This window comes from Cellulosimicrobium sp. 72-3 (assembly GCF_013127315.1).
GTDB lineage: Bacteria > Actinomycetota > Actinomycetes > Actinomycetales > Cellulomonadaceae > Cellulosimicrobium > Cellulosimicrobium funkei.
Map to the genome: position 1 here is coordinate 450,400 of NZ_CP053419.1, position 17,470 is coordinate 467,869.

The 17,470-nt window shown below is 74.4% G+C and carries 17 protein-coding genes; 8 read left to right on the plus strand and 9 right to left on the minus strand.

Annotated elements, in window-relative coordinates; all coding sequences use genetic code 11:
- Nucleotides 1-6: 6 nt before the first annotated feature.
- Both nrdG and nrdD read right to left on the minus strand, forming a co-directional pair.
- Nucleotides 7-579, minus strand: coding sequence for an anaerobic ribonucleoside-triphosphate reductase activating protein (gene nrdG, locus HKK73_RS02070; protein WP_137279835.1), 573 nt, complete (start codon nt 577-579; stop codon nt 7-9).
- 2 nt (nt 580-581) lie between these two features.
- Nucleotides 582-2,780 carry an anaerobic ribonucleoside-triphosphate reductase gene (nrdD, locus tag HKK73_RS02075; protein WP_171467336.1) on the minus strand — a complete coding sequence of 733 codons (2,199 nt, stop codon included), beginning with the start codon at nt 2,778-2,780 and terminating at the stop codon, nt 582-584.
- Between the two features lie 256 nt (nt 2,781-3,036).
- On the opposite strand from nrdD, the gene HKK73_RS02080 reads away from it, so the two are divergent.
- The 8 genes from HKK73_RS02080 to HKK73_RS02115 all read left to right on the plus strand — a co-directional run bounded on the left by HKK73_RS02080 (nt 3,037) and on the right by HKK73_RS02115 (nt 9,851).
- Complete coding sequence (locus HKK73_RS02080; RefSeq protein ID WP_171467337.1) at nt 3,037-3,810, plus strand: YwiC-like family protein; 774 nt, start codon at nt 3,037-3,039, stop codon at nt 3,808-3,810.
- Between the two features lie 101 nt (nt 3,811-3,911).
- Nucleotides 3,912-4,256, plus strand: a complete 345-nt coding sequence (locus tag HKK73_RS02085) for a MazG nucleotide pyrophosphohydrolase domain-containing protein (protein ID WP_170982051.1) — start codon at nt 3,912-3,914, stop codon at nt 4,254-4,256.
- 34 nt (nt 4,257-4,290) lie between these two features.
- Nucleotides 4,291-4,821 (plus strand): DinB family protein, encoded by a 531-nt coding sequence (locus tag HKK73_RS02090; protein WP_034655021.1) that lies wholly within the window; start codon nt 4,291-4,293, stop codon nt 4,819-4,821.
- Between the two features lie 48 nt (nt 4,822-4,869).
- Entirely contained in the window at nt 4,870-5,247 is a 378-nt protein-coding gene (locus HKK73_RS02095) for a hypothetical protein (RefSeq protein WP_137279832.1), read from the plus strand.
- 236 nt (nt 5,248-5,483) lie between these two features.
- A complete protein-coding gene (locus HKK73_RS19285; RefSeq protein ID WP_256380365.1) occupies nt 5,484-5,609 on the plus strand; it encodes a hypothetical protein in 126 nt (41 codons plus the stop codon).
- Nucleotides 5,606-6,760, plus strand: coding sequence for a glycosyltransferase family 2 protein (locus HKK73_RS02105; protein WP_171467338.1), 1,155 nt, complete (start codon nt 5,606-5,608; stop codon nt 6,758-6,760). Before HKK73_RS19285 ends, HKK73_RS02105 begins: the two co-directional genes overlap by 4 nt.
- A gap of 65 nt (nt 6,761-6,825) precedes the next feature.
- Nucleotides 6,826-7,650: a MerR family transcriptional regulator gene (locus tag HKK73_RS02110; RefSeq protein WP_144721319.1), complete on the plus strand. Its 825-nt coding sequence runs from the start codon at nt 6,826-6,828 to the stop codon at nt 7,648-7,650.
- A 104-nt stretch (nt 7,651-7,754) separates the two neighbouring features.
- Nucleotides 7,755-9,851: an elongation factor G gene (locus HKK73_RS02115; protein ID WP_171467339.1), complete on the plus strand. Its 2,097-nt coding sequence runs from the start codon at nt 7,755-7,757 to the stop codon at nt 9,849-9,851.
- Here the strand turns inward: HKK73_RS02115 and HKK73_RS02120 are convergent.
- The 7 genes from HKK73_RS02120 to HKK73_RS02150 form a co-directional block, all read right to left on the minus strand.
- Nucleotides 9,848-10,792: an Abi family protein gene (locus tag HKK73_RS02120; RefSeq protein WP_253705883.1), complete on the minus strand. Its 945-nt coding sequence runs from the start codon at nt 10,790-10,792 to the stop codon at nt 9,848-9,850. The genes HKK73_RS02115 and HKK73_RS02120 overlap by 4 nt on opposite strands.
- A 243-nt stretch (nt 10,793-11,035) precedes the next feature.
- Entirely contained in the window at nt 11,036-11,908 is an 873-nt protein-coding gene (locus tag HKK73_RS02125; protein ID WP_171467340.1) for a heme ABC transporter ATP-binding protein, read from the minus strand.
- Entirely contained in the window at nt 11,905-12,915 is a 1,011-nt protein-coding gene (locus HKK73_RS02130; protein ID WP_085388553.1) for an iron ABC transporter permease, read from the minus strand. The genes HKK73_RS02125 and HKK73_RS02130 overlap by 4 nt, the downstream gene beginning before the upstream one ends.
- Before the next feature lie 152 nt (nt 12,916-13,067).
- Nucleotides 13,068-14,336, minus strand: coding sequence for a hemin ABC transporter substrate-binding protein (locus HKK73_RS02135; protein WP_216608036.1), 1,269 nt, complete (start codon nt 14,334-14,336; stop codon nt 13,068-13,070).
- A gap of 268 nt (nt 14,337-14,604) precedes the next feature.
- Nucleotides 14,605-15,273, minus strand: coding sequence for a heme oxygenase (biliverdin-producing) (locus HKK73_RS02140; protein ID WP_171467341.1), 669 nt, complete (start codon nt 15,271-15,273; stop codon nt 14,605-14,607).
- Nucleotides 15,274-15,371: 98 nt separating this feature from the next.
- The gene (locus HKK73_RS02145) at nt 15,372-16,676 is read right to left on the minus strand and encodes an MFS transporter (protein WP_171467342.1); all 1,305 of its coding nucleotides are present in this window, start codon (nt 16,674-16,676) and stop codon (nt 15,372-15,374) included.
- Between the two features lie 105 nt (nt 16,677-16,781).
- Entirely contained in the window at nt 16,782-17,396 is a 615-nt protein-coding gene (locus HKK73_RS02150; protein ID WP_021483301.1) for a TetR/AcrR family transcriptional regulator, read from the minus strand.
- Between the last annotated feature and the right edge of the window lie 74 nt (nt 17,397-17,470).

Sequence of the window (17,470 nt, forward strand, 5' to 3'; positions counted from 1 at the left end):
CTGTCGTCAGGCGCTCGTCGTCGCGCGGTCCGACACCCACGGGACGGCGCGCCCCGTCGCGAGCGAGGCCCGCGCGTCGAGCACGCGCTGGTTGGTGCTGCCGCGGAACGCGAGCGTGAGGTCGCGGCGCGCGAGCTCGAACCGGCCGTCCACCAGCACGTCGACCTCGGCGAGGAGCGCGCGCTGGTCCGCGGTCCCCGCGCGCAGCTCCTCGAACGTGTAGCCCGTCCAGCACCACACGTCCCGGCGGTCGTCGTGCTCGGCGCGCAGGCGGCGCACGAGCCGCAGGCACACGCCCGTGTTGAGGAACGGCTCCCCGCCGAGCAGGGACAGGCCCTGCACGGCGGGGTGCGCGAGGTCGGCGAGGACGCGGTCCTCCAGGGCGTCGTCGTACGGGCGGCCGTAGCGGAAGCTCCACGCGGCCTCGTTGAAGCAGCCCTCGCACGCGAACAGGCACCCGCTCACGTAGAGGGAGCAGCGCACTCCCTCGCCGTCGACCATGACGAACGGCTTGTAGTCCGCGACGTACCCCTGGCTGACGCGGTCCGAGCGCCAGCCGGGGCCGGGGGTGCGCGCCACGGTCACGCCGACGCCGAGTCCGGCAGGTGCTTCACGCGCGCGGAGATCTCCGCGTGGCGGCCGTGCACCATGGGGCGCTGCTGCGGGTTGCCGAGGTACCCGCACGTGCGCTTCACGACGTCGCACGTGCGCGGGTCGGCGTTGCCGCACGACGGGCACGCGAAGCCGCGCGCGGTCGGGTCGAAGTCACCCGTGAACCCGCACGCGTAGCAGCGGTCGATGGGCGTGTTGGTGCCGAGGTAGCCCACGCGGTCGTACGCGTAGTCCCAGACGGCCTCCAGCGCCCGCGGGTTCTGCTGGAGCACGGGGTACTCGCAGTAGTGGATGAACCCGCCCGACGTGTACCGCGCGTACTCGGCCTCGAAGTCGAGCTTCTCGAACGGCGTCGGGCTCTTGCGGACGTCGTAGTGGAAGCTGTTCGTGTAGTAGTCCTTGTCGGTGATGTCGGGCACCGCGCCGAACCGCTCCCGGTCGAGGCGGCAGAACCGGTCGGTCAGGCTCTCGCTCGGCGTCGCGTAGACGCTGATCCGGTAGCCGAGCCGCGCCGTCCACCCGGCGGCGTGCGCGTGCAGGGACCGCAGCACGTCGAGCGTGAGCTCCTTGGCCCGCGGGTCGTGCTCCCAGGCGCCGCCGAAGAACGCGGCGGCGACCTCGTACAGCCCGATGTACCCGAGCGACACCGTGGCGCGGCCGTCGCGGAAGAGCCGGTCGACGTCGTCGCCGGGAGCGAGGCGCTCCCCGAACGCCCCGTGCACGTAGAGGATCGGCGCGTTGCCCGGCGTCGCCTCCTTGCAGCGCTCGATGCGGAAGACGAGCGCGTCGTGCACGGTCTCCAGGCGCTCGTCGAGCAGGCGCCAGAACGCGTCGAGGTCGCCGTCCGCCTCGAGCGCGATGCGCGGCAGGTTGAGCGTCACGACGCCGAGGTTCATGCGCCCCTCCGAGACGTCCCGGCCGTGTTCGTCCTGCCAGCCCTGGAGGAACGACCGGCAGCCCATGGGCACCTTGAACGACCCGGTGAGCTCGACGATCTTGTCGTACGACAGCACGTCCGGGTACATGCGCTTCGTCGCGCACTCGACCGCGAGCTGCTTGAGGTCGTGGTTGGGGTCGCCGGGGTCGAGGTTCAGCCCGCGGCGCAGCGTGAAGATGAGCTTGGGGAAGATCGCGGTGCGACCCTCGCTGCCGAGGCCGCGGATGCGGATCTGGAGGATCGCGCGCTGGATCTCGCGCTCCAGCCAGCCCGTGCCGAGCCCGAACCCGACCGACGTGAACGGCGTCTGCCCGTTCGACGTGAACAGGGTGTTGATCTCGTACTCCAGCGACTGCATCGCGTCGTAGATGTCCTTGCGCGTCTTCTCGCGCGCGTACTCCTCGTGCGCGGACTCGTCGGCGATCCACCGGCGCGCGTCCGCGAGGTGCTTCTCCAGGTTGCGCTCGGCGTACGGGGCGAGGAGCTCGTCGATGCGGTTGACCGAGCACCCGCCGTACTGGCTGGAGGACACGTTCGCGATGATCTGGCTGATCTGCGCCGTCGCGGTCTGGATCGAGCGCGGCGGCTCCACCTGCGCGTTCCCGATCCGGAAGCCGCTCGACAGCATCGACCGGAAGTCGATGAGGCAGCAGTTCGTCATGGGCGCGTAGGGGTGGTAGTCGAGGTCGTGGTAGTGCAGGTCGCCCTTCTGGTGCGCGTTCGCGACGTGCGGCGGCAGCATCCGCAGCCCGATCGCCTTGCCCACGGTCCCGGCCGTGAGGTCGCGCTGGGTGTTGAAGACCTCGCTGTCCTTGTTCGCGTTCTCGTTGACGACCGTCGAGTCCTTGTCGAGCAGCCGCACGATCGAGTGGTTGAGGTCCGTCGCCCGGCTGCGCGCGAAGTCGCGCTGCACGCGGTAGTCGATGTAGGCGCGCGCGACGTCGTACTCGTGCGACTCGAGGAGCACGTGCTCGACGACGCCCTGGATCTCGTAGATCTTCACGGTCGCGTCGAACCGCGCGGCGATCTCCGCGTCGACCCGGTCGACGACCTCCGCCACGCGGCGGCGGTGCGTCGCCGTGAGGTCGCCGTGCACCTCCGCGAACGCCTTCGTCACGGCGGCGCGGATGCGGGCGTCGTCGAACGGCCGTCGCCGGCCGTCGCGCTTGAGGACCTCCAGCGTGGCGGTCGTGCGGTGCGGTGCTGCCTGGTCGAGCTCGATGGCGGTCATCGCTCGTCCCCTCTGCCCACCGGGTTCTCGCCGGCACGCAGGGGTTGCGCGTCGGACCGTACCCCAACATGTGGGGTGTGAATCACGGCTGCGCCACCATATCTAGTCCGACGGCTGCGCGTGACGGCGGACGACGGCGCGCCGCGGGACGCCGTCGAAGGTCAGGACGAAGGTCCCGCGCGGCCGGGACGTGCGGCCACGCGCACGGGGGACTCCGCGCGGCCGGAGCCGGCCGCCGCGGCGCTAGCCTCGGGACGTGGCCCGACGTCCGCCCGGCTGGGTGCCGAACCAGCACGGCGCGTGGCCCATGCTCCTGCTGCCGTTCGTGGTCGGCACGGTGCGCGGCGTGCAGGACGCCGGGTTCCGTCCGGTGACCCTCGCGCTCGGCGCGCTCTGGCTCATCGGCTACCTCGCCTACTCCGCGGCCGGGCTGTGGCTGAAGTCCCGCCGCCGGCCCCGCTACCGGCGCCCGATGCTCACGTACGGCGCGGCTGCGACCGTTCTCGGGACGGTCGTGCTCCTGCTCGACCCGGCGCTCGCGGCCTGGGCGCCCGCGTTCGTGCCGTTCCTCGCGCTCGGGCTGTGGGCGTCGGCGCGGCGCACCGAGCGGTCCGTCGCCGCGGGCGGCGCCCTGACGGTCGCGGCAGCGCTCATGACGGTCGTCGCGTACGCCGCGTGCCGGCCCGCGGGTGCGTCCGTGCTCGCCGTCCCGGCCGTCGTCTGGCTGGTCGCCGCGCTGCTCCTCGCGTACCTGTTCGGCACGGTGCTCTACGTCAAGACGATGATCCGCGAGCGCGGCGTGCGGTCGTACGTCGTCGCCTCGGTCGCGTACCACGCGGCGGTCACCCTCGCGGCGGGCGTCGTCGCCGTCGTGCACGACCCCACGTGGTGGTGGGCGACGGCGTTCCTCGCCGCCGCGACCGCCCGGGCGGCGGTGCTGCCGGGCCGACGGCTGAGCCCGCGGGCCGTCGGGACCGGGGAGATCGTCGCGACGGTGCTGCTGCTCGTCGTCGCGCTCGTCGTGCGGTAGGTCCGCTGTTCGGCAGGTCGTGCGGGGTTCGGCACCTCGTGCTGCCGAACGCGGACCGTGGGTGCCGAACGGTCGGAGGTGCCAGGTGGTTCACTGGCGCGATGGACGACGACGCGCCCCTCACCCTGCCCGCGCTCGGCGAGCGCGTCGAGGCGGTGTCGGCGCTGTACGCGCGCAAGTTCGGCGTCGACCGCGACCCGGACTGGTTCATGCTCAAGCTCACCGAGGAGGTCGGCGAGCTGACCCAGGCGTTCCTCGCCGCGACGGGGCGCACCCGCCCGCGCGGACGTGCGGGGACGCCCGGGCCCGACGGCGGAGCCTCGCCGCTCGCGGACGAGGTCGCCGACGTCCTGGCGCACCTGCTGCTGCTCGCGCGCTCCCAGGGCGTCGACGTCGAGGCGGCGGTACGGCGGAAGTGGCTCGCGTGGGAGGCCGACCTGCCCTGAGCGGGCGCACCGGCGCGGTCGCTAGGGTGGCGCCGTGACCGACCACCGCACCGACCCGCCCGTCGCCGCCGACGAGGTGACCACGCTGCGCGGCTTCCTCGACTTCCACCGCGACACGCTCCGCTGGAAGACGTCCGGGCTCGACGCCGCGGAGCTCGCGCACCGGCTGCGGCCGTCGTCGATGACGCTCGGCGGGCTGCTCAAGCACCTCGCGTTCGTCGAGTCGCAGTGGTTCTCGCAGGTGTTCCGCGGCGAGGAGCTCATGCCCCCGTTCGACACGGCGGACTGGGCCGACGACCGCGACTGGGACTGGACCTCCGCGGCGGGCGACTCGCCGGAGGAGCTGCGCATGCTGTTCGACCGGGCGGTCGCGGCGTCGGACGCGGTGCTCGACGCGGCGCTCGCGGACGGCGGGCTCGACCGGCTGAGCGCCCGCGCCGACCGGCACACGGGCGAGCGCTGGACGCTGCGCTGGATCCTCGTGCACCTGGTCGAGGAGTACGCGCGGCACAACGGTCACGCCGACCTGCTGCGCGAGGCGATCGACGGGACCGTGGGGGAGTAGCGCCGCGGTCGGTTGCCGCGGGGGCCGTCGCCCGGGACGATGGCGGACGTGACCGCCCCCGAGCAGCCCGCGCCCCGTCCGGTCCGTCCGCGCGTCGCCGCCGTCGCCCTGGTGGCGCTCGTCGTGCTGGGGGTGGGCCTGCTGCTCGCCGCGCTCTGGGTCGCGAGCCGCCCGACGTCGTTCGGCTGGTTCGCGTACGCGCCGGTCTCCGGGACGACGTTCGTCCCCGTGGGCGCGTACCCGCCGGGTGCCGCGGCGCTTCTCGCGGGAGCCGGAGCCCTGCTGGTGGGCGGGGCGGTCGGGTTCGTCCTCGGACGGCGCCGCGCCGCCCCGTCGCAGGAGACCTCGGCGCCCTCGCCAGCACCGTCCGACGGCCCCGGCCCCGGCTCCGCCCCGTCCGACGGTGGGACGGCGCCGACCGCCTGACGCGCCACCACTGACGCCCGGTCCCCGCACCCCGCGGAGGCCGGGCGTCGTCGTGTACCCACCGCCCGACGGCAGGGCACTCCTCCGCGGCCCCCGCGTGCTCACCCGACGTCCCGGGCGGTGCTCCACCGCCGCCCGGGCCCGGATGGGTACCGGCCTCCGCGACGGACGGTGGAACCACCGACGACGACAGGAGGTGGATCGTGTACCAGCTCGGTACGACTCAGGCAGGGACCGTGCTCGCGACGACGGGAGCGATCGCGGGCTTCTACGTGGTGGGAGCCTGGACGCTCGTCGTGGCGGGGCTCGCGCTCGTCATGACGGCGCGCGTCCTGCGCAGGCGGCTCGCGGAGCACCGATGAGCGCGGCGACGCTCCCACGGGTGGTGGTCGTGGTCCCGGCGCACGACGAGGCCGCGGCCCTGCCGACGACGCTCGCGTCGGTCCGGGCGCAGACGCGCCCGGTCGACCGGGTCGTCGTCGTGTCCGACCGCAGCACCGACGCGACGGTCGAGACCGCGCGCCGCCTGGGCGCCGACGTCGTCGAGACGGTCGGCAACACCGGCCGCAAGGCCGGGGCGCTGAACCAGGCGCTGCGCGGGGTGGAGGCGGAGAACGTCCTCGTGCTCGACGCGGACACGACCATCGCCCCGACGTTCGTCGAGGACGGCCTCGCCCTGCTCGACGCGCGCCCGGAGCTCGGCGCGGTCGGTGGTGTCTTCCGCGGCACCCCGCCGCGCTCGATGCTCGAGCAGCTCCAGTCCGACGAGTACGAGCGGTACGGCGTGCAGATCGACGTGACCGGGCGGACGTCCGTCCTCACGGGCACGGCCGCGCTCGTGCGGACCGAGGCGCTGCGGGCGGTCGCCGCCGCGCGCGGGGACCGGCTCCCGGGGCGGCGCGGCGACGTGTACGACGTCGGCGCCATCACCGAGGACTCCGAGCTCACCCTCGCGCTGCGCACGCTCGGCTACGAGCTCGCGTCGCCGGTGCGGATGTCCTGCACGACGGAGCTCATGCCGACGTGCCGCGACCTGCACCGCCAGCGCGTCCGCTGGTACAAGGGGATGCTCGACAACCTGCACGCGTACGGGTTCACGCGCGTCACCGCCCGGTACGTCGGGCAGCAGGCGATGCTCGTGCTGAGCACGCTCATGCTCGCGAGCCTCCTCGTCCTCACGGCGCTGACGGTCGTCGCGGGCACGTTCCGGGTGGTCCCGGCGTGGCTTGCCGTGGGCGGGGTCCTCGTGCTCGAACGGGTCGTGACGGTGTGGCGGAACGGGCCGAGGGGCCGGCTGCTCGCCGTCCTCGTGCTGCCCGAGCTGCTCTACGACCTGTTCCTCCAGGTGGCGTTCGTCCGGGCATGCTTCCTCGCCGCGACGTCGCGCGACGCCGGGTGGCACCACGTGGCGCACGCGACCGCGTCCGGGAGCGCGACCGAGGACGCGCCCGCGACCGGTCCCGCGAGCAGCCTCGAGAACTCCGACAGCCCGAAGCAGTTGACCTTGACGTGACGTCAACTTCTACCGTGGTCCCGGTGCCGCACGAGAGCACCACCGACGCACGGGAGGAGCGGGAGATGAGCGCGACGGGCACCCGCACGGCCGACTGGTCCATCCAGGAGGTCGCGCGCCTGGCCGGGACGACGAGCCGCACGCTGCGTCACTACGACGCGGTCGGGCTCCTGCCCCCGAGCCGGGTCGCGGCGAACGGCTACCGCCACTACGACGCCGACGCGCTCGTCCGGCTCCAGCGGATCCTGCTCCTGCGCGACCTCGGTCTCGGCCTCCCCGCGATCCGCGAGGCGCTCGACGGCCCGCCCGCCCGGCAGGGTGACGGGCCGCCGTCGGCCAGCGCCCGGCGGGAGGCCCAGGTGCGGGCGCTGCGCGGCCACCTCGGGTGGCTGCGGGCGGAGCGGCAGCGGCTGGCGCGGCAGATCGCGTCGGTCGAACGGACGATCACCACGATGGAAGGAGGTGGCGAGCTCATGGCGGACGACATGTTCGACGGGTTCGACCACACGCAGCACCGCGACGAGGTCGAGGCCCGCTGGGGGAAGGACGCGTACGCGCGGAGCGACACCTGGTGGCGGGGGATGTCCGACGACGACCGCGCCGTCTGGCAGGACCGCACGCGCGCGCTCGGAGAGGACTGGGCCGCGGCGGCCGCCCGGGGCGTCGACCCGGCGTCCGACGAGGCGCAACAGCTCGCGCGCCGCCACGTCGAGTGGCTCGGCGGCATCCCCGGAACCCCGGGTGCCGGCGCGGCACCGGTCAAGGAGTACGTCGTCGGCCTCGGCGAGATGTACGTCGCGGACGAGCGGTTCGCGAAGAACTACGGCGGCGTCGAGGGTGCGACGCTCGTGCGCGACGCCCTGCGCGTGTACGCGGACGCCCACCTGTAGCCCCGGGCCCGGGCCGGGACCTCCGGCCCGGGCGCGATCCGTTCGGCGTCACTAGCCTGGAACCCCGGCGGGACACGGCGCCCCGCCGCCGCCAGGAGGCAGCCATGGCCACGACGTCGACGTCCACCGGCCCGGCCACGACCCGCAACGTCGCCCTCGTCGGGCACAGCGGCTCGGGCAAGACCACGCTCGCTGAGGCGTTCCTCCACCGTGCGGGCGCCGTCCCGCGCCCGGGTTCCGTCGCGGAGGGCACGACCGTGTGCGACCACGAGCCCGAGGAGGTCGCGCGCGGCATCTCCGTGAGCCTCGGCGTCGCGCACCTCGACTGGCGCGCGCCCGACGGCACGACCTACCAGGTCACGCTGCTCGACACCCCCGGCTCGCCCGACTTCGCGGGGTCCGTGGACGCGGCGCTCGCGGTGGCGGACCTCGCGGTCGTGGTGGTGAGCGCCGTCGACGGGGTGCAGTCGGGCACGGAGGAGGTCTGGCGACGGTGCGACGAGGCGGGGATCCCCCGCCTCGTCGTCGTCTCCCAGGAGGACCGCGCGCGGGCGAGCTTTCGCACCGTCCTCGCCGCGCTCCGGGCCGCGTTCGACGCGCCGTTCGCGCCGCTCGAGCTCCCGCTCGGGGAGGAGCAGACGCTGCACGGCGTGGCCGACGTCCTCACCGAGCGCGCCCGCGAGTACGGGGGCGGCGGTCAGGGGGTCTGGCAGGGCCACGACGAGGAGGTCCCCGCCGACGTCCGCGACGAGGAGCACGCGCTGCACGACGAGGTCGTCGAGGAGATCGTCACGCACGACGACGACCAGCTCGAGGCCTATCTCGGGGGCGACGAGCCGGGCCCGGCCGACCTGGAGCGCACGCTCGCGCACGAGGTGCTGACGGGCGAGGCCGTGCCGGTGCTGCTCGCGTCCGCCGTCACCGGCGTCGGGGTGGACCGCGTCCTCGACCTCGTGTGCGAGCTCGGGCCGTCGCCCGCGGACCGCCCGGCCGTCGTCGCGCTGCCCGACGCCGCCGGGTCGGGCGAGGCCGTGACGTCCGAGGTCGCGGCCGACCCCGCGGGCGACGCGCTCGTCCACGTCTTCCGGACCGTCGTCGACCCGTTCGTCGGGCAGGTGTCGGTGTTCAAGGTGCTGTCCGGGACCGTCGCGACGGGCGACCGGCTCGTGAGCACCGCGACCGGCGCGGACGACCGCGTCCACGGGCTCTTCCGGCTGCGCGGCCGCGAGCACCTGGCCGTCGACCGGGTCGTCGCGGGCGACGTCGCCGCCGTCGCGAAGCTCTCCGCCGCGTCGACCGGCACGCTCCTCGCGGGCCGCCGGATGCCCGTCGCGGCGCGAGACCTGCCACCCCGGCCACCGGTGTACACGCTCGCGCTGCGGCCCGTGTCGCAGTCCGACGACGACAAGCTGTCCGCCGCGCTCACCCGGCTGCGCGCCGAGGACGCGACGCTGCACGTCGACCTCACGGGCTCCCAGGCGGTCCTCGGCGGTCTCGGGGACACGCACCTCGCCGTCGCCGTCGAACGGCTCGAACGGTCCTTCGGCGTCCGCGTCACGACCGAGCCCGTCGAGGTCGCCTACCGGGAGACGATCACGCGCGCCGTCGAGGTCGAGGGACGCGTGAAGAAGCAGTCCGGCGGGCACGGGCAGTTCGCCGTCGTGCAGCTGCGCGTCTCCCCGCTGCCGCGCGGCGAGGGGTTCGCGTTCGTCAGCTCCGTCGTCGGCGGGTCGGTGCCGCGCCAGTACCTGCCCGCGGTCGAGCGCGGCGCCCGCGAGGCCATGGAGAGCGGCGGACCGCACGGCTATCCCGTCGTGGACCTGCGCGTCGAGGTCCTCGACGGCAAGGCGCACTCCGTCGACTCGTCCGACATGGCGTTCCGCACCGCGGGCGGCGTGGGGGTGCGGGAGGCGCTCGCCACGGCCGGGACGGTCGTGCTCGAGCCCGTCTCCGCGGTGACCGTGACCGTCCCGCCCGACGCGCAGGGCGACGTCATGGGCGACCTCTCCGCGCGGCGCGGCCACATCACCGCGACCGACTCCCTGCCCGACGGCCGCGTGCGCGTCGACGCGCTCGTGCCCGAGGCCGAGCTGACCCGCTACGTCCTCGACCTGCGCTCGATCACCGGCGGGCGAGGGTCGTTCACGGCCGCGCCCGACCGCTACGAGGTGCTCCCCGGCGGCGTCGGGGCGAGTCGCTAGGGACGGCCTTCTCGACGGGTGGTGCTCACGGCAGCGAGGTGGTGCGACCAGAACGGGTCGGAGCGCCAGCCCTGCGGGATGCCCATACCTGCGAGCGGCACGTCGGGGTGCTGGTCGAGGAGGAGGCCCAACCGCCGAGCCCACGAGGAGCGGGGTGACACCACCGCCAGAACGCTCTGGAGCGAGGCCAGTACCGGATAGAGGCGTTTGCGGCGATCAGACGACGAGAGGACCTCCTCGTCGGTGAGCCACCGAACCGAGGACGAGGTCGGGATCGCGGGGTAGACGCCGAGGCCGACGTTCCAGAGCCGCCCGTGATGAGCGCAGACGTTCCGCACCCGTACGTACGTGCGCAGCCAGGACAGCAGCAATGGGCCGGGAAGGCCCAGCGGGCGCGCCACCCGGCCGACGTCGGAGGCGCGACGCAAGTTGCCGACGAGGCCAGACAGCTGGCCCAAGGTGAGCGTCTCGACCATCAGCCACGACGGCGGCAGAGCTGGTTCGCCGTAGGTCGTCAGGTAGTGCTCCAGCGCAGAGGCATGAGCGAGGTCGCCCCCAGCGCTCTCGGGTGCGCTCGCCAGCCGGTCCTCACAGGTCTTCCGGACCATCTCCAAGAACCGCTGATGCCGACGCTCGTCCCTGAAGTGCTCCGGCTCGCGGTACCACGAAGGACCACCGCGGTGCACGGACATGTGGTCGGTGAGACTGGACCGGACCGCGACCTCGATGCGCTCCAGGGCGTCCATGACGAGCAGACGGAGCTTGCGGTCGAAGACGTACAGGTCGAGCACCTGGTCGAACGTCGTTCCGCCGCGCAGCGCCTCGGCGCCCGGTTCCTTGCGGAAAGGGATGAGGTACGGCGAGAACCGGTAGTAGCCCACGTGGCGGACGTACCGGGCGGCGCGCTCCGGCTCCGGGACGACGAGCCCGCGCTCGATCATCCTCGCCACCAGCTCGTCGTGCGTGAGCGCTGGCTTGGCGTAGCGGTGCGGCCCCCGAGGTCGCGTCGGTCGTGCTGGCATCTGCTCTCTTCGCCCCCCGCGCAGAGAAAATCCCCCGGGTTGCGCATCGTTGAGAGGCGTGGGGGATGTCGTGATCCCGACCCTATCGTCCTCGAGGACGGCGGACAAGGGCGGCGGTCGGCGGTGCCTCACCACGCGCTGCCGGGCGCCGACCGCCCGCGCTCAGCGGCGCGGCACGACGATCGGCGCGCCGCCGCCGGGGTGCTCGACGACCTCGACGGGGTAGTCGTAGACGCCGCTCAGCAGCTCGGCGGTGAGGACGTCGCGCGGACCGCCGTCGGCGACGACGCGCCCGCCCGCGAGGACGGTGACCTGGTCGGCGTACGCGGCCGCGAGCGAGAGGTCGTGCACGACGACGACCACCGCACCGCCGGCGGCGGCGTGCGCCCGGGCGAGCTGGAGCACGAGCTCCTGGTGCTTGAGGTCGAGCGCGGCGGTCGGCTCGTCGAGCATGAGGAGCGCGGTGCGCTGGGCGAGCACGCGCGCGAGCGCGACGCGGGCCTTCTCCCCGCCGGACAGCGACGTGAAGTGCCGGTCGGCGAGGTGCTCCACGTCGGTCGCGGCGAGCGCCTCGGCGACCGCGGCGTCGTCGTCGTCCTCGAACGGGGTGCCGCGCCACGGCGAGCGGCCCATGCGCACGACGTCCACGGCGGTGAACGGGAAGCTCAGCGAGACCTGCTGGAGCATGACCGACCGGCGCAGGGCGAGCTCGGTCGGGGTCCACGCGGCGAGCGGGCGGCCGGCTACGGTGACGTCTCCGGCCTCGGGGCGCAGGTCGCCGGTGAGGACGCCCAGCAGCGACGACTTCCCGGCCCCGTTCGGGCCGAGCAGCGCGCGGACCTCGCCCGCGCGCACGTCGACCGACACGTCGCGCAGGATCGGCGCCTCGCCCAGGGTGAGGGACACGCCGTGCGCGGCGGTGACCACGTCGCCGGGCGCGGCACGCCCCGGGAGGCGGGACCGCCGTCGGGCACCGGTGACGGCGGTGCGCAGGGAGCCGAGGAACGACGAGCCCTCGTGGCGCAGGTCGCTCATGCCCAGCCTCCCTGGCGCGAGCGCGTGCGGCGCAGCAGGTAGAAGAAGAACGGCCCGCCGACGAGCGACGTGATCATGCCGAGCGGCAGCTCGACGTTCGCGACGGCGCTGCGCGCGAGGAGGTCGGCGGCGAGCAGCACGACGGCGCCGCCCAGCACGGACGCGGGGACGAGCGTGCGGTGGCTCGGCCCGCACACCATGCGCACGAGGTGCGGCACGACGAGCCCGACGAACGCGATGATCCCCGTGAACGCGACCCCGGCGGAGACGAGGAGCGCGACGAGGACGATGACGAGCTGGCGCAGCCGCTCGACGTCGACCCCGAGGTGCTGCGCGGCGCGCTCGCCGAGCGCGAGCAGGTCCATCTTGCGGCGCACGAGCATCGCGCCGGTGACGCCGACGACGGCGATCGGCAGGACGACCGCGACGGACTGCCACGTCGCGCCGCCGAGCGAGCCGAGCTGCCAGAAGACGATCTGCTCGCGCGCGGCCGGGTCGGCGACGAACGTGAAGAACGCGAGCATCCCGCCCGCGAACGCGTTGACCGCGATGCCCGTGAGCACGAGCGTCACGACCTCGGTGCGACCGCCGGCGCGCGCGAGCGCGTAGACGACGAACGTCGTGACGAGCCCGCCGACGAACGCCGCCGCGGCGACCCACGTGCCGGGCACGAGCGCGCCCGCGGTGACGATGACCGCGCACGCGCCCACGGCCGCGCCCGAGGAGACCCCGATGACGCCGGGCTCGGCGAGCGGGTTGCCGAACACGCCCTGCATGAGCGCGCCCGAGCACGCGAGCGCCGCGCCGACGACGATCGCCAGGACGACGCGCGGGAACCGCACGACCCACAGCGCGTTCTCGCCCTGCGGGTGCGACGGCATGGGCCCCCAGTCGAGCCCGACGTGGTGCGCGAGCGAGCCGAGCACCTCCGCGGGCGACACCGGCACCTGACCCGTCATGCCGGACACGACGGTGAGCACCGCGAGCGCCACGCCCAGCCCGACCATCAGCCACCGGGCGGCGTGGCGGCGCTGCTGCCCGACGGCGGGCCCCACCCGGGCGGGCCGACCACCCGGGCGCGGGGCGCCGTCGGGCACGGCGACGCCCTCGGGACCGGGCGCGCCCTCCGGCGTGCCGAGGGGGCGGGTGGCGGGCGCGCTCACGACGCCGGGAGCTCCGGCGCGGGCACGCCGTAGAAGGCCTCGACGAGCGCCGCGATCGTGGAGCCGGTGCGGGGGCCGAACGTGAGGAGGCGCGAGCCGTCCATGTCGACGACGCGCCGCGCCTCGCCCGCGGGCGTCTGCGCGAGGCCGGGGATCGCCATCATGGCGTCGAGGCCGCCCATCGACTCGAGCCCGTCGGTCATGACGAGGTAGGCGTCGGGCGCGGCGCTGATGATCGCCTCGCTCGTGACCGGCGCGTACTGCTGCGTGAGGCCGATCGCGGTCCCGGCGTCCTCGCCGCCGATCTCGCGGATCAGGTCGTCGGCGCCGGAGCCGGGCCCGAACAGCATCTTGATGTTCGCCCCGCGCAGGTAGAGGAACGCGACGCGCGGCGTCCCGGTGTCCTGCGGCACCGCGGCGAGGGCCGCGCAGATCTGCCGGTCCGCGCGCTCGACGAGCGCCTCGCCCTGCTCGGGCACGCCCAGCGCTGTCGCGACGGCGCGGATCCGGTCGTCGACGCCGTCGAGCGTGCGGGCCTCGTCGAAGTACACGACGGGGATGCCCGAGCTCTCGAGCTGGCCGCGCACGTCGTCGGTGAGGATCGTCGCGTCGGTGAGGATCACGGAGGGGTCCAGCCCGAGGATCGCCTCGACGTCGAGCGCGTGGCCGGCACCCGTGACGACGGGGACGTCCGCGGCCTCGGGGAAGCCGGTCGGCAGGTCGCGGCCCACGACGTTCGCGCCCAGCCCCAGGCTGTAGACGATCTCGCCGAGCGTCCCGTACAGGTCGACGGGGATGATGCGGCTCACGTCGGTGATCTCGACCTGGCGCCCGTCGACCGACTCGACCGTCACCGGGAGCTGCGGGGCGGGCGCCTCGGCGACCGGGTGGATCGCGTCGTCGGCGAACGTCGCGCTCGTGGGCCCGGTGGGGAACGATGCGGGGTCGACGTCGGAGCCGCCGCCCGCGGCCCGGGACTCCTCGAGCGTCGTGCAGGCGGGCGCCGTGGTCGTCGGGGTCTCGGTCGGGGTCGCCTCGACGGGCTCCGCGTCCTGGCTCGCCGCGGCCGACGGCGTCGCGGGGGGCTCGTAGGGGAGCGGCGCGCACGCGGCGACCAGGCCCAGCAGGACGACGGCGCCCGCCCCGGCCAGCGCGGTCACGGTCCGGCGTGCGCGGCGGGGCGCGGCACCCGGCGTGCCGGCGGGCGACGTCGGGCGGCGCGGCGACGAGCCGGGGTGCGGCGCAGGGCGGGCAGCGTGAGGCATGGGGAGTTCTCCAGGAAGCGGTCCGAGGGCGCGGCCGCCACGGCCGCCGCCACCAGGTAAGACGAGCCTAACCTGACCCGCGGACGTTTCTCGACCGTCGTGGAGGTAAGTCACCTCACGCCGCGCGCGGTCGCCCGCTCCCCGCCCGCCGCCCGGAGCCTGCCCGCCCGCCCCCGGCGAGCATGGGGTTCTGGCCCGTCAGTCGGATCAGACGAGCCGCAACCGCATGGTCGACGGAGCCGGGATGGTGCGCCGGGCGGTCATCGGGTTACGGGTGGGCGGTGCCGAGGTCTGCGAAGAGGTCGCTGTTGAGGCGGAAGGCGTGCTTGGCCTCGGCGACGGTCTCGTCGAGCTGCTCGGGGGTGAGGACCAGGGCGTCGAGGCGCTCGCGGTAGACGTCCTTGAACGGCTTGGACTTGGGGATCTCGACGAACGTGTAGAAGGCGAGGCCGTCGCCCGAGAGCCCGTAGTGGCGCTCGAGCATGCGCTTGATGATCTGGCCGCCCGAGAGGTCTCCGAGGTAGCGCGTGTAGGCGTGCGCGGCGTACGCGGGCAGGGACCGACCGACCGTGCGCAGGCGGGCGACGTAGCGCTCCGTCGCGGGGTGGATCGTCACGCGCTCGGCCCAGTCGGCGCCCACGAGGAACGTGAGGTCCTTCTCGATCTCGGGGGTGCGCGTCAGCTCGTCGAACACGAGGCTCGCGCCCTGGGCGTCGTCGCGCATCGCGGCGCTCGCGTCCTCGAGCGCGCCGTAGATGGCCCACTGCTGGGCGGCGAGGTCGGCGTACGCCGCGACGTCGAGGCGCCCGGTCATGAGCCGCTCGACGAACCCGGAGCCCTCGGCCTGCTCGTGCTCGGGGCGCGTGCCCTCGCGCAGCCGCTGCGACAGCGGGACGGACTCGTCGGCGCGGTGGAGGTCGTGGGTGAGGGCAGTCACGGGGTGGCTCCTGCGGGTGCGTCGGGGCGGGACAGCACGTCCTGACGCGGTGTCATGACGATGCGTCAGGAACTGTAACCCACAGAGGTGAGGCTTGCCTATCCTCTGTCCGCCATCCGGTCGACGTCCTCGGGGTCGGGAAGCCTCGTGAGGAACCGGAAGCCGAGTCCCGCCGCGAGCGTGCCCAGGGCACCGCCCACGACGAGCGGCGCCGTCAGGTCGGAGCGCGCGAGGAGCCCGCCGAGGAACGACCCGAGCGGCATGACCCCCCACAGCAGCGTGCGCCAGGTGCCGTGGACCCGGCCGAGCAGCCGACCGGGGATCATCGCCTGCCGCAACGACATGACGAGCACGTTCCAGAGGGTCACCGCGCCGAACCCCACCCCGAGCAGCACAGCGGCGGCGACGACGCCCCCGGCGGGCAGGAGTGGCACGACGCCGAGGAGCACGAGCGAGACGGGCGTGACGAGGTTCGCGACCGCGACGGTCCGCCCCGTCCCGAAGCGCTCCTTCGTCGGGTTCGCCAGGGCCGCCGCGACGAGCGACCCCGCGGCCCCCACGAGCAGGAACGTGCCGTACCAGGCCTCCGGGACGTCCAGCACGTCGAGGACGTAGAGCACGGTCGTGGCCGTCGCGGCGGAGAAGCACAGCCCGACGACGACGGACAGCATCCACAGGGGCCGCAACGTCGGGTGCGCCCACAGGTAGTGGAAGCCGTCGCCGAGCTGGCGGAACCACGGTGGTGCGGTCTCCACGCCGTCGGCCGGCGCGGCGCGGTGCTCGCCCGCCGCGACGGCGGGCAGGAACAGGGCGAGCGCACCCGCGACGGCGTAGGCGGCGGCGCCCGTGCCGAGCGGCACGACGACGGCGACGGCGAAGAGCGCCGACGTGAGCGGCGCGGAGAGGAAGTTCTGGACGGTGATCTCGCCCGCCTCGATGCGCGAGTTCGCGCGGGGGAGGTCGACCGGGCCCACGATCGACGGCAGCACCGCGCGGATCGCGCCGTCGTACACGGTCTCGAGCGCGCCGTAGAGGAACACGACGGCGAACAGCCACCAGATCGTCAGCGTGCCCGTCGCGGCGAGGGCGACGAGCCCGCCGGCGAGGAGCGTGCGCGCGGCGTTCGCGGCCGCGAGCGCGCGGCGCCGGTCGACGCGGTCGAGGAGGACGCCCGCGGGGATGGCGAAGAGCAGCCACGGCAGGAGCGAGACGGCGGCGACGCCGGAGACGAGGAACGGGTCGTCGGTGAGCCGTGCCGCGAGCAGGGGTGCGGCGACGCGCGCGATGCCGTCGCCGAGGCTGGAGCTGAGGTTGGCGGCGAAGACGTTCCGGAACGGTGCGCCGAGCCCTGAGCGCGCTCGGGCGGGCGCGTCGCGCGGCCTGCGGCGGCGGAGGATCGGCACGTACCGAGGCTAGGTGACGGCCGTCGCGGGCAGGACCAGAGCCGGGCGGCTTCTGCGGGCAGCGGACCGGAGGGCCCGCGGCGCGGCTCGGCGGCGCTCCGGTCGTCAGCCCGCGAGCGCGGGCGAGGTCGCGTCGGCCCCCACGGCGCGCAGCACGAACGCCTCCGTCGCCTCGATCGCCTGCTCGCGCGCGACCGGGTCGTCGGGCACGAGCCGCCCGGACAGGCACGCGTTGACGAGCTGGACGGTCGTGTCGATGTCCTGCGCGGGGAACTCGCCCGCCTCGATCCCCGACCGGACGATGCGGCGCAGGATCGCCTCGACGAGCTCGGCGTGCTCGCGCAGCCGCTGGCGCGTGGTGCGCGAGAGCACGGTGCGCAGGTCCGGCCCCGGCGCGAGGTGGAAGATGCGCTTGAGCTGGGCCTGCTGGCGGATGTACGTGCGCAGCTGCTCGACCGGGTCGTCCACGTGCTCCAGCGCGCGCTCCAGCGTCCCCACGTACTGCTCCGTCTCGTGGGTGATGAACCCGAGGAGCAGGGCCTCCTTGTCGGGGAAGTGGTTGTACACCGCGGTGCGGCCGACCCCGGCGGCGGCGGCGATGTCCGCGAGCGAGATGGCGTCGAAGCCCCGGTCCATCATGAGGGTCGAGAGCGCCGCGAAGAGCTTCTGCCGGGTCTGGGCGCGGTGCTCGTGGAGGGACCCTCCGATGATCTTGGGCATGCTGACATCATAGGCAGGTCGTGTCAGAACGCTAATCCCCGACGATCCGGGCCCCGGAGAGGGCGCTGCGCCGT

Excerpts from the sequence above, each read along its gene's own strand:
- nrdD (WP_171467336.1), bottom strand. The coding sequence starts at position 2,780 with ATGACCGCCATCGAGCTCGACCAGGCAGCACCGCACCGCACGACCGCC.
- HKK73_RS02085 (WP_170982051.1), top strand. The coding sequence starts at position 3,912 with ATGGACGACGACGCGCCCCTCACCCTGCCCGCGCTCGGCGAGCGCGTC.
- HKK73_RS02105 (WP_171467338.1), top strand. The coding sequence starts at position 5,606 with ATGAGCGCGGCGACGCTCCCACGGGTGGTGGTCGTGGTCCCGGCGCAC.
- HKK73_RS02110 (WP_144721319.1), top strand. The coding sequence starts at position 6,826 with ATGAGCGCGACGGGCACCCGCACGGCCGACTGGTCCATCCAGGAGGTC.
- HKK73_RS02115 (WP_171467339.1), top strand. The coding sequence starts at position 7,755 with ATGGCCACGACGTCGACGTCCACCGGCCCGGCCACGACCCGCAACGTC.
- HKK73_RS02120 (WP_253705883.1), bottom strand. The coding sequence starts at position 10,792 with ATGATCGAGCGCGGGCTCGTCGTCCCGGAGCCGGAGCGCGCCGCCCGG.
- HKK73_RS02125 (WP_171467340.1), bottom strand. The coding sequence starts at position 11,908 with ATGAGCGACCTGCGCCACGAGGGCTCGTCGTTCCTCGGCTCCCTGCGC.
- HKK73_RS02130 (WP_085388553.1), bottom strand. The coding sequence starts at position 12,915 with ATGGTCGGGCTGGGCGTGGCGCTCGCGGTGCTCACCGTCGTGTCCGGC.
- HKK73_RS02135 (WP_216608036.1), bottom strand. The coding sequence starts at position 14,336 with ATGCCTCACGCTGCCCGCCCTGCGCCGCACCCCGGCTCGTCGCCGCGC.
- HKK73_RS02150 (WP_021483301.1), bottom strand. The coding sequence starts at position 17,396 with ATGCCCAAGATCATCGGAGGGTCCCTCCACGAGCACCGCGCCCAGACC.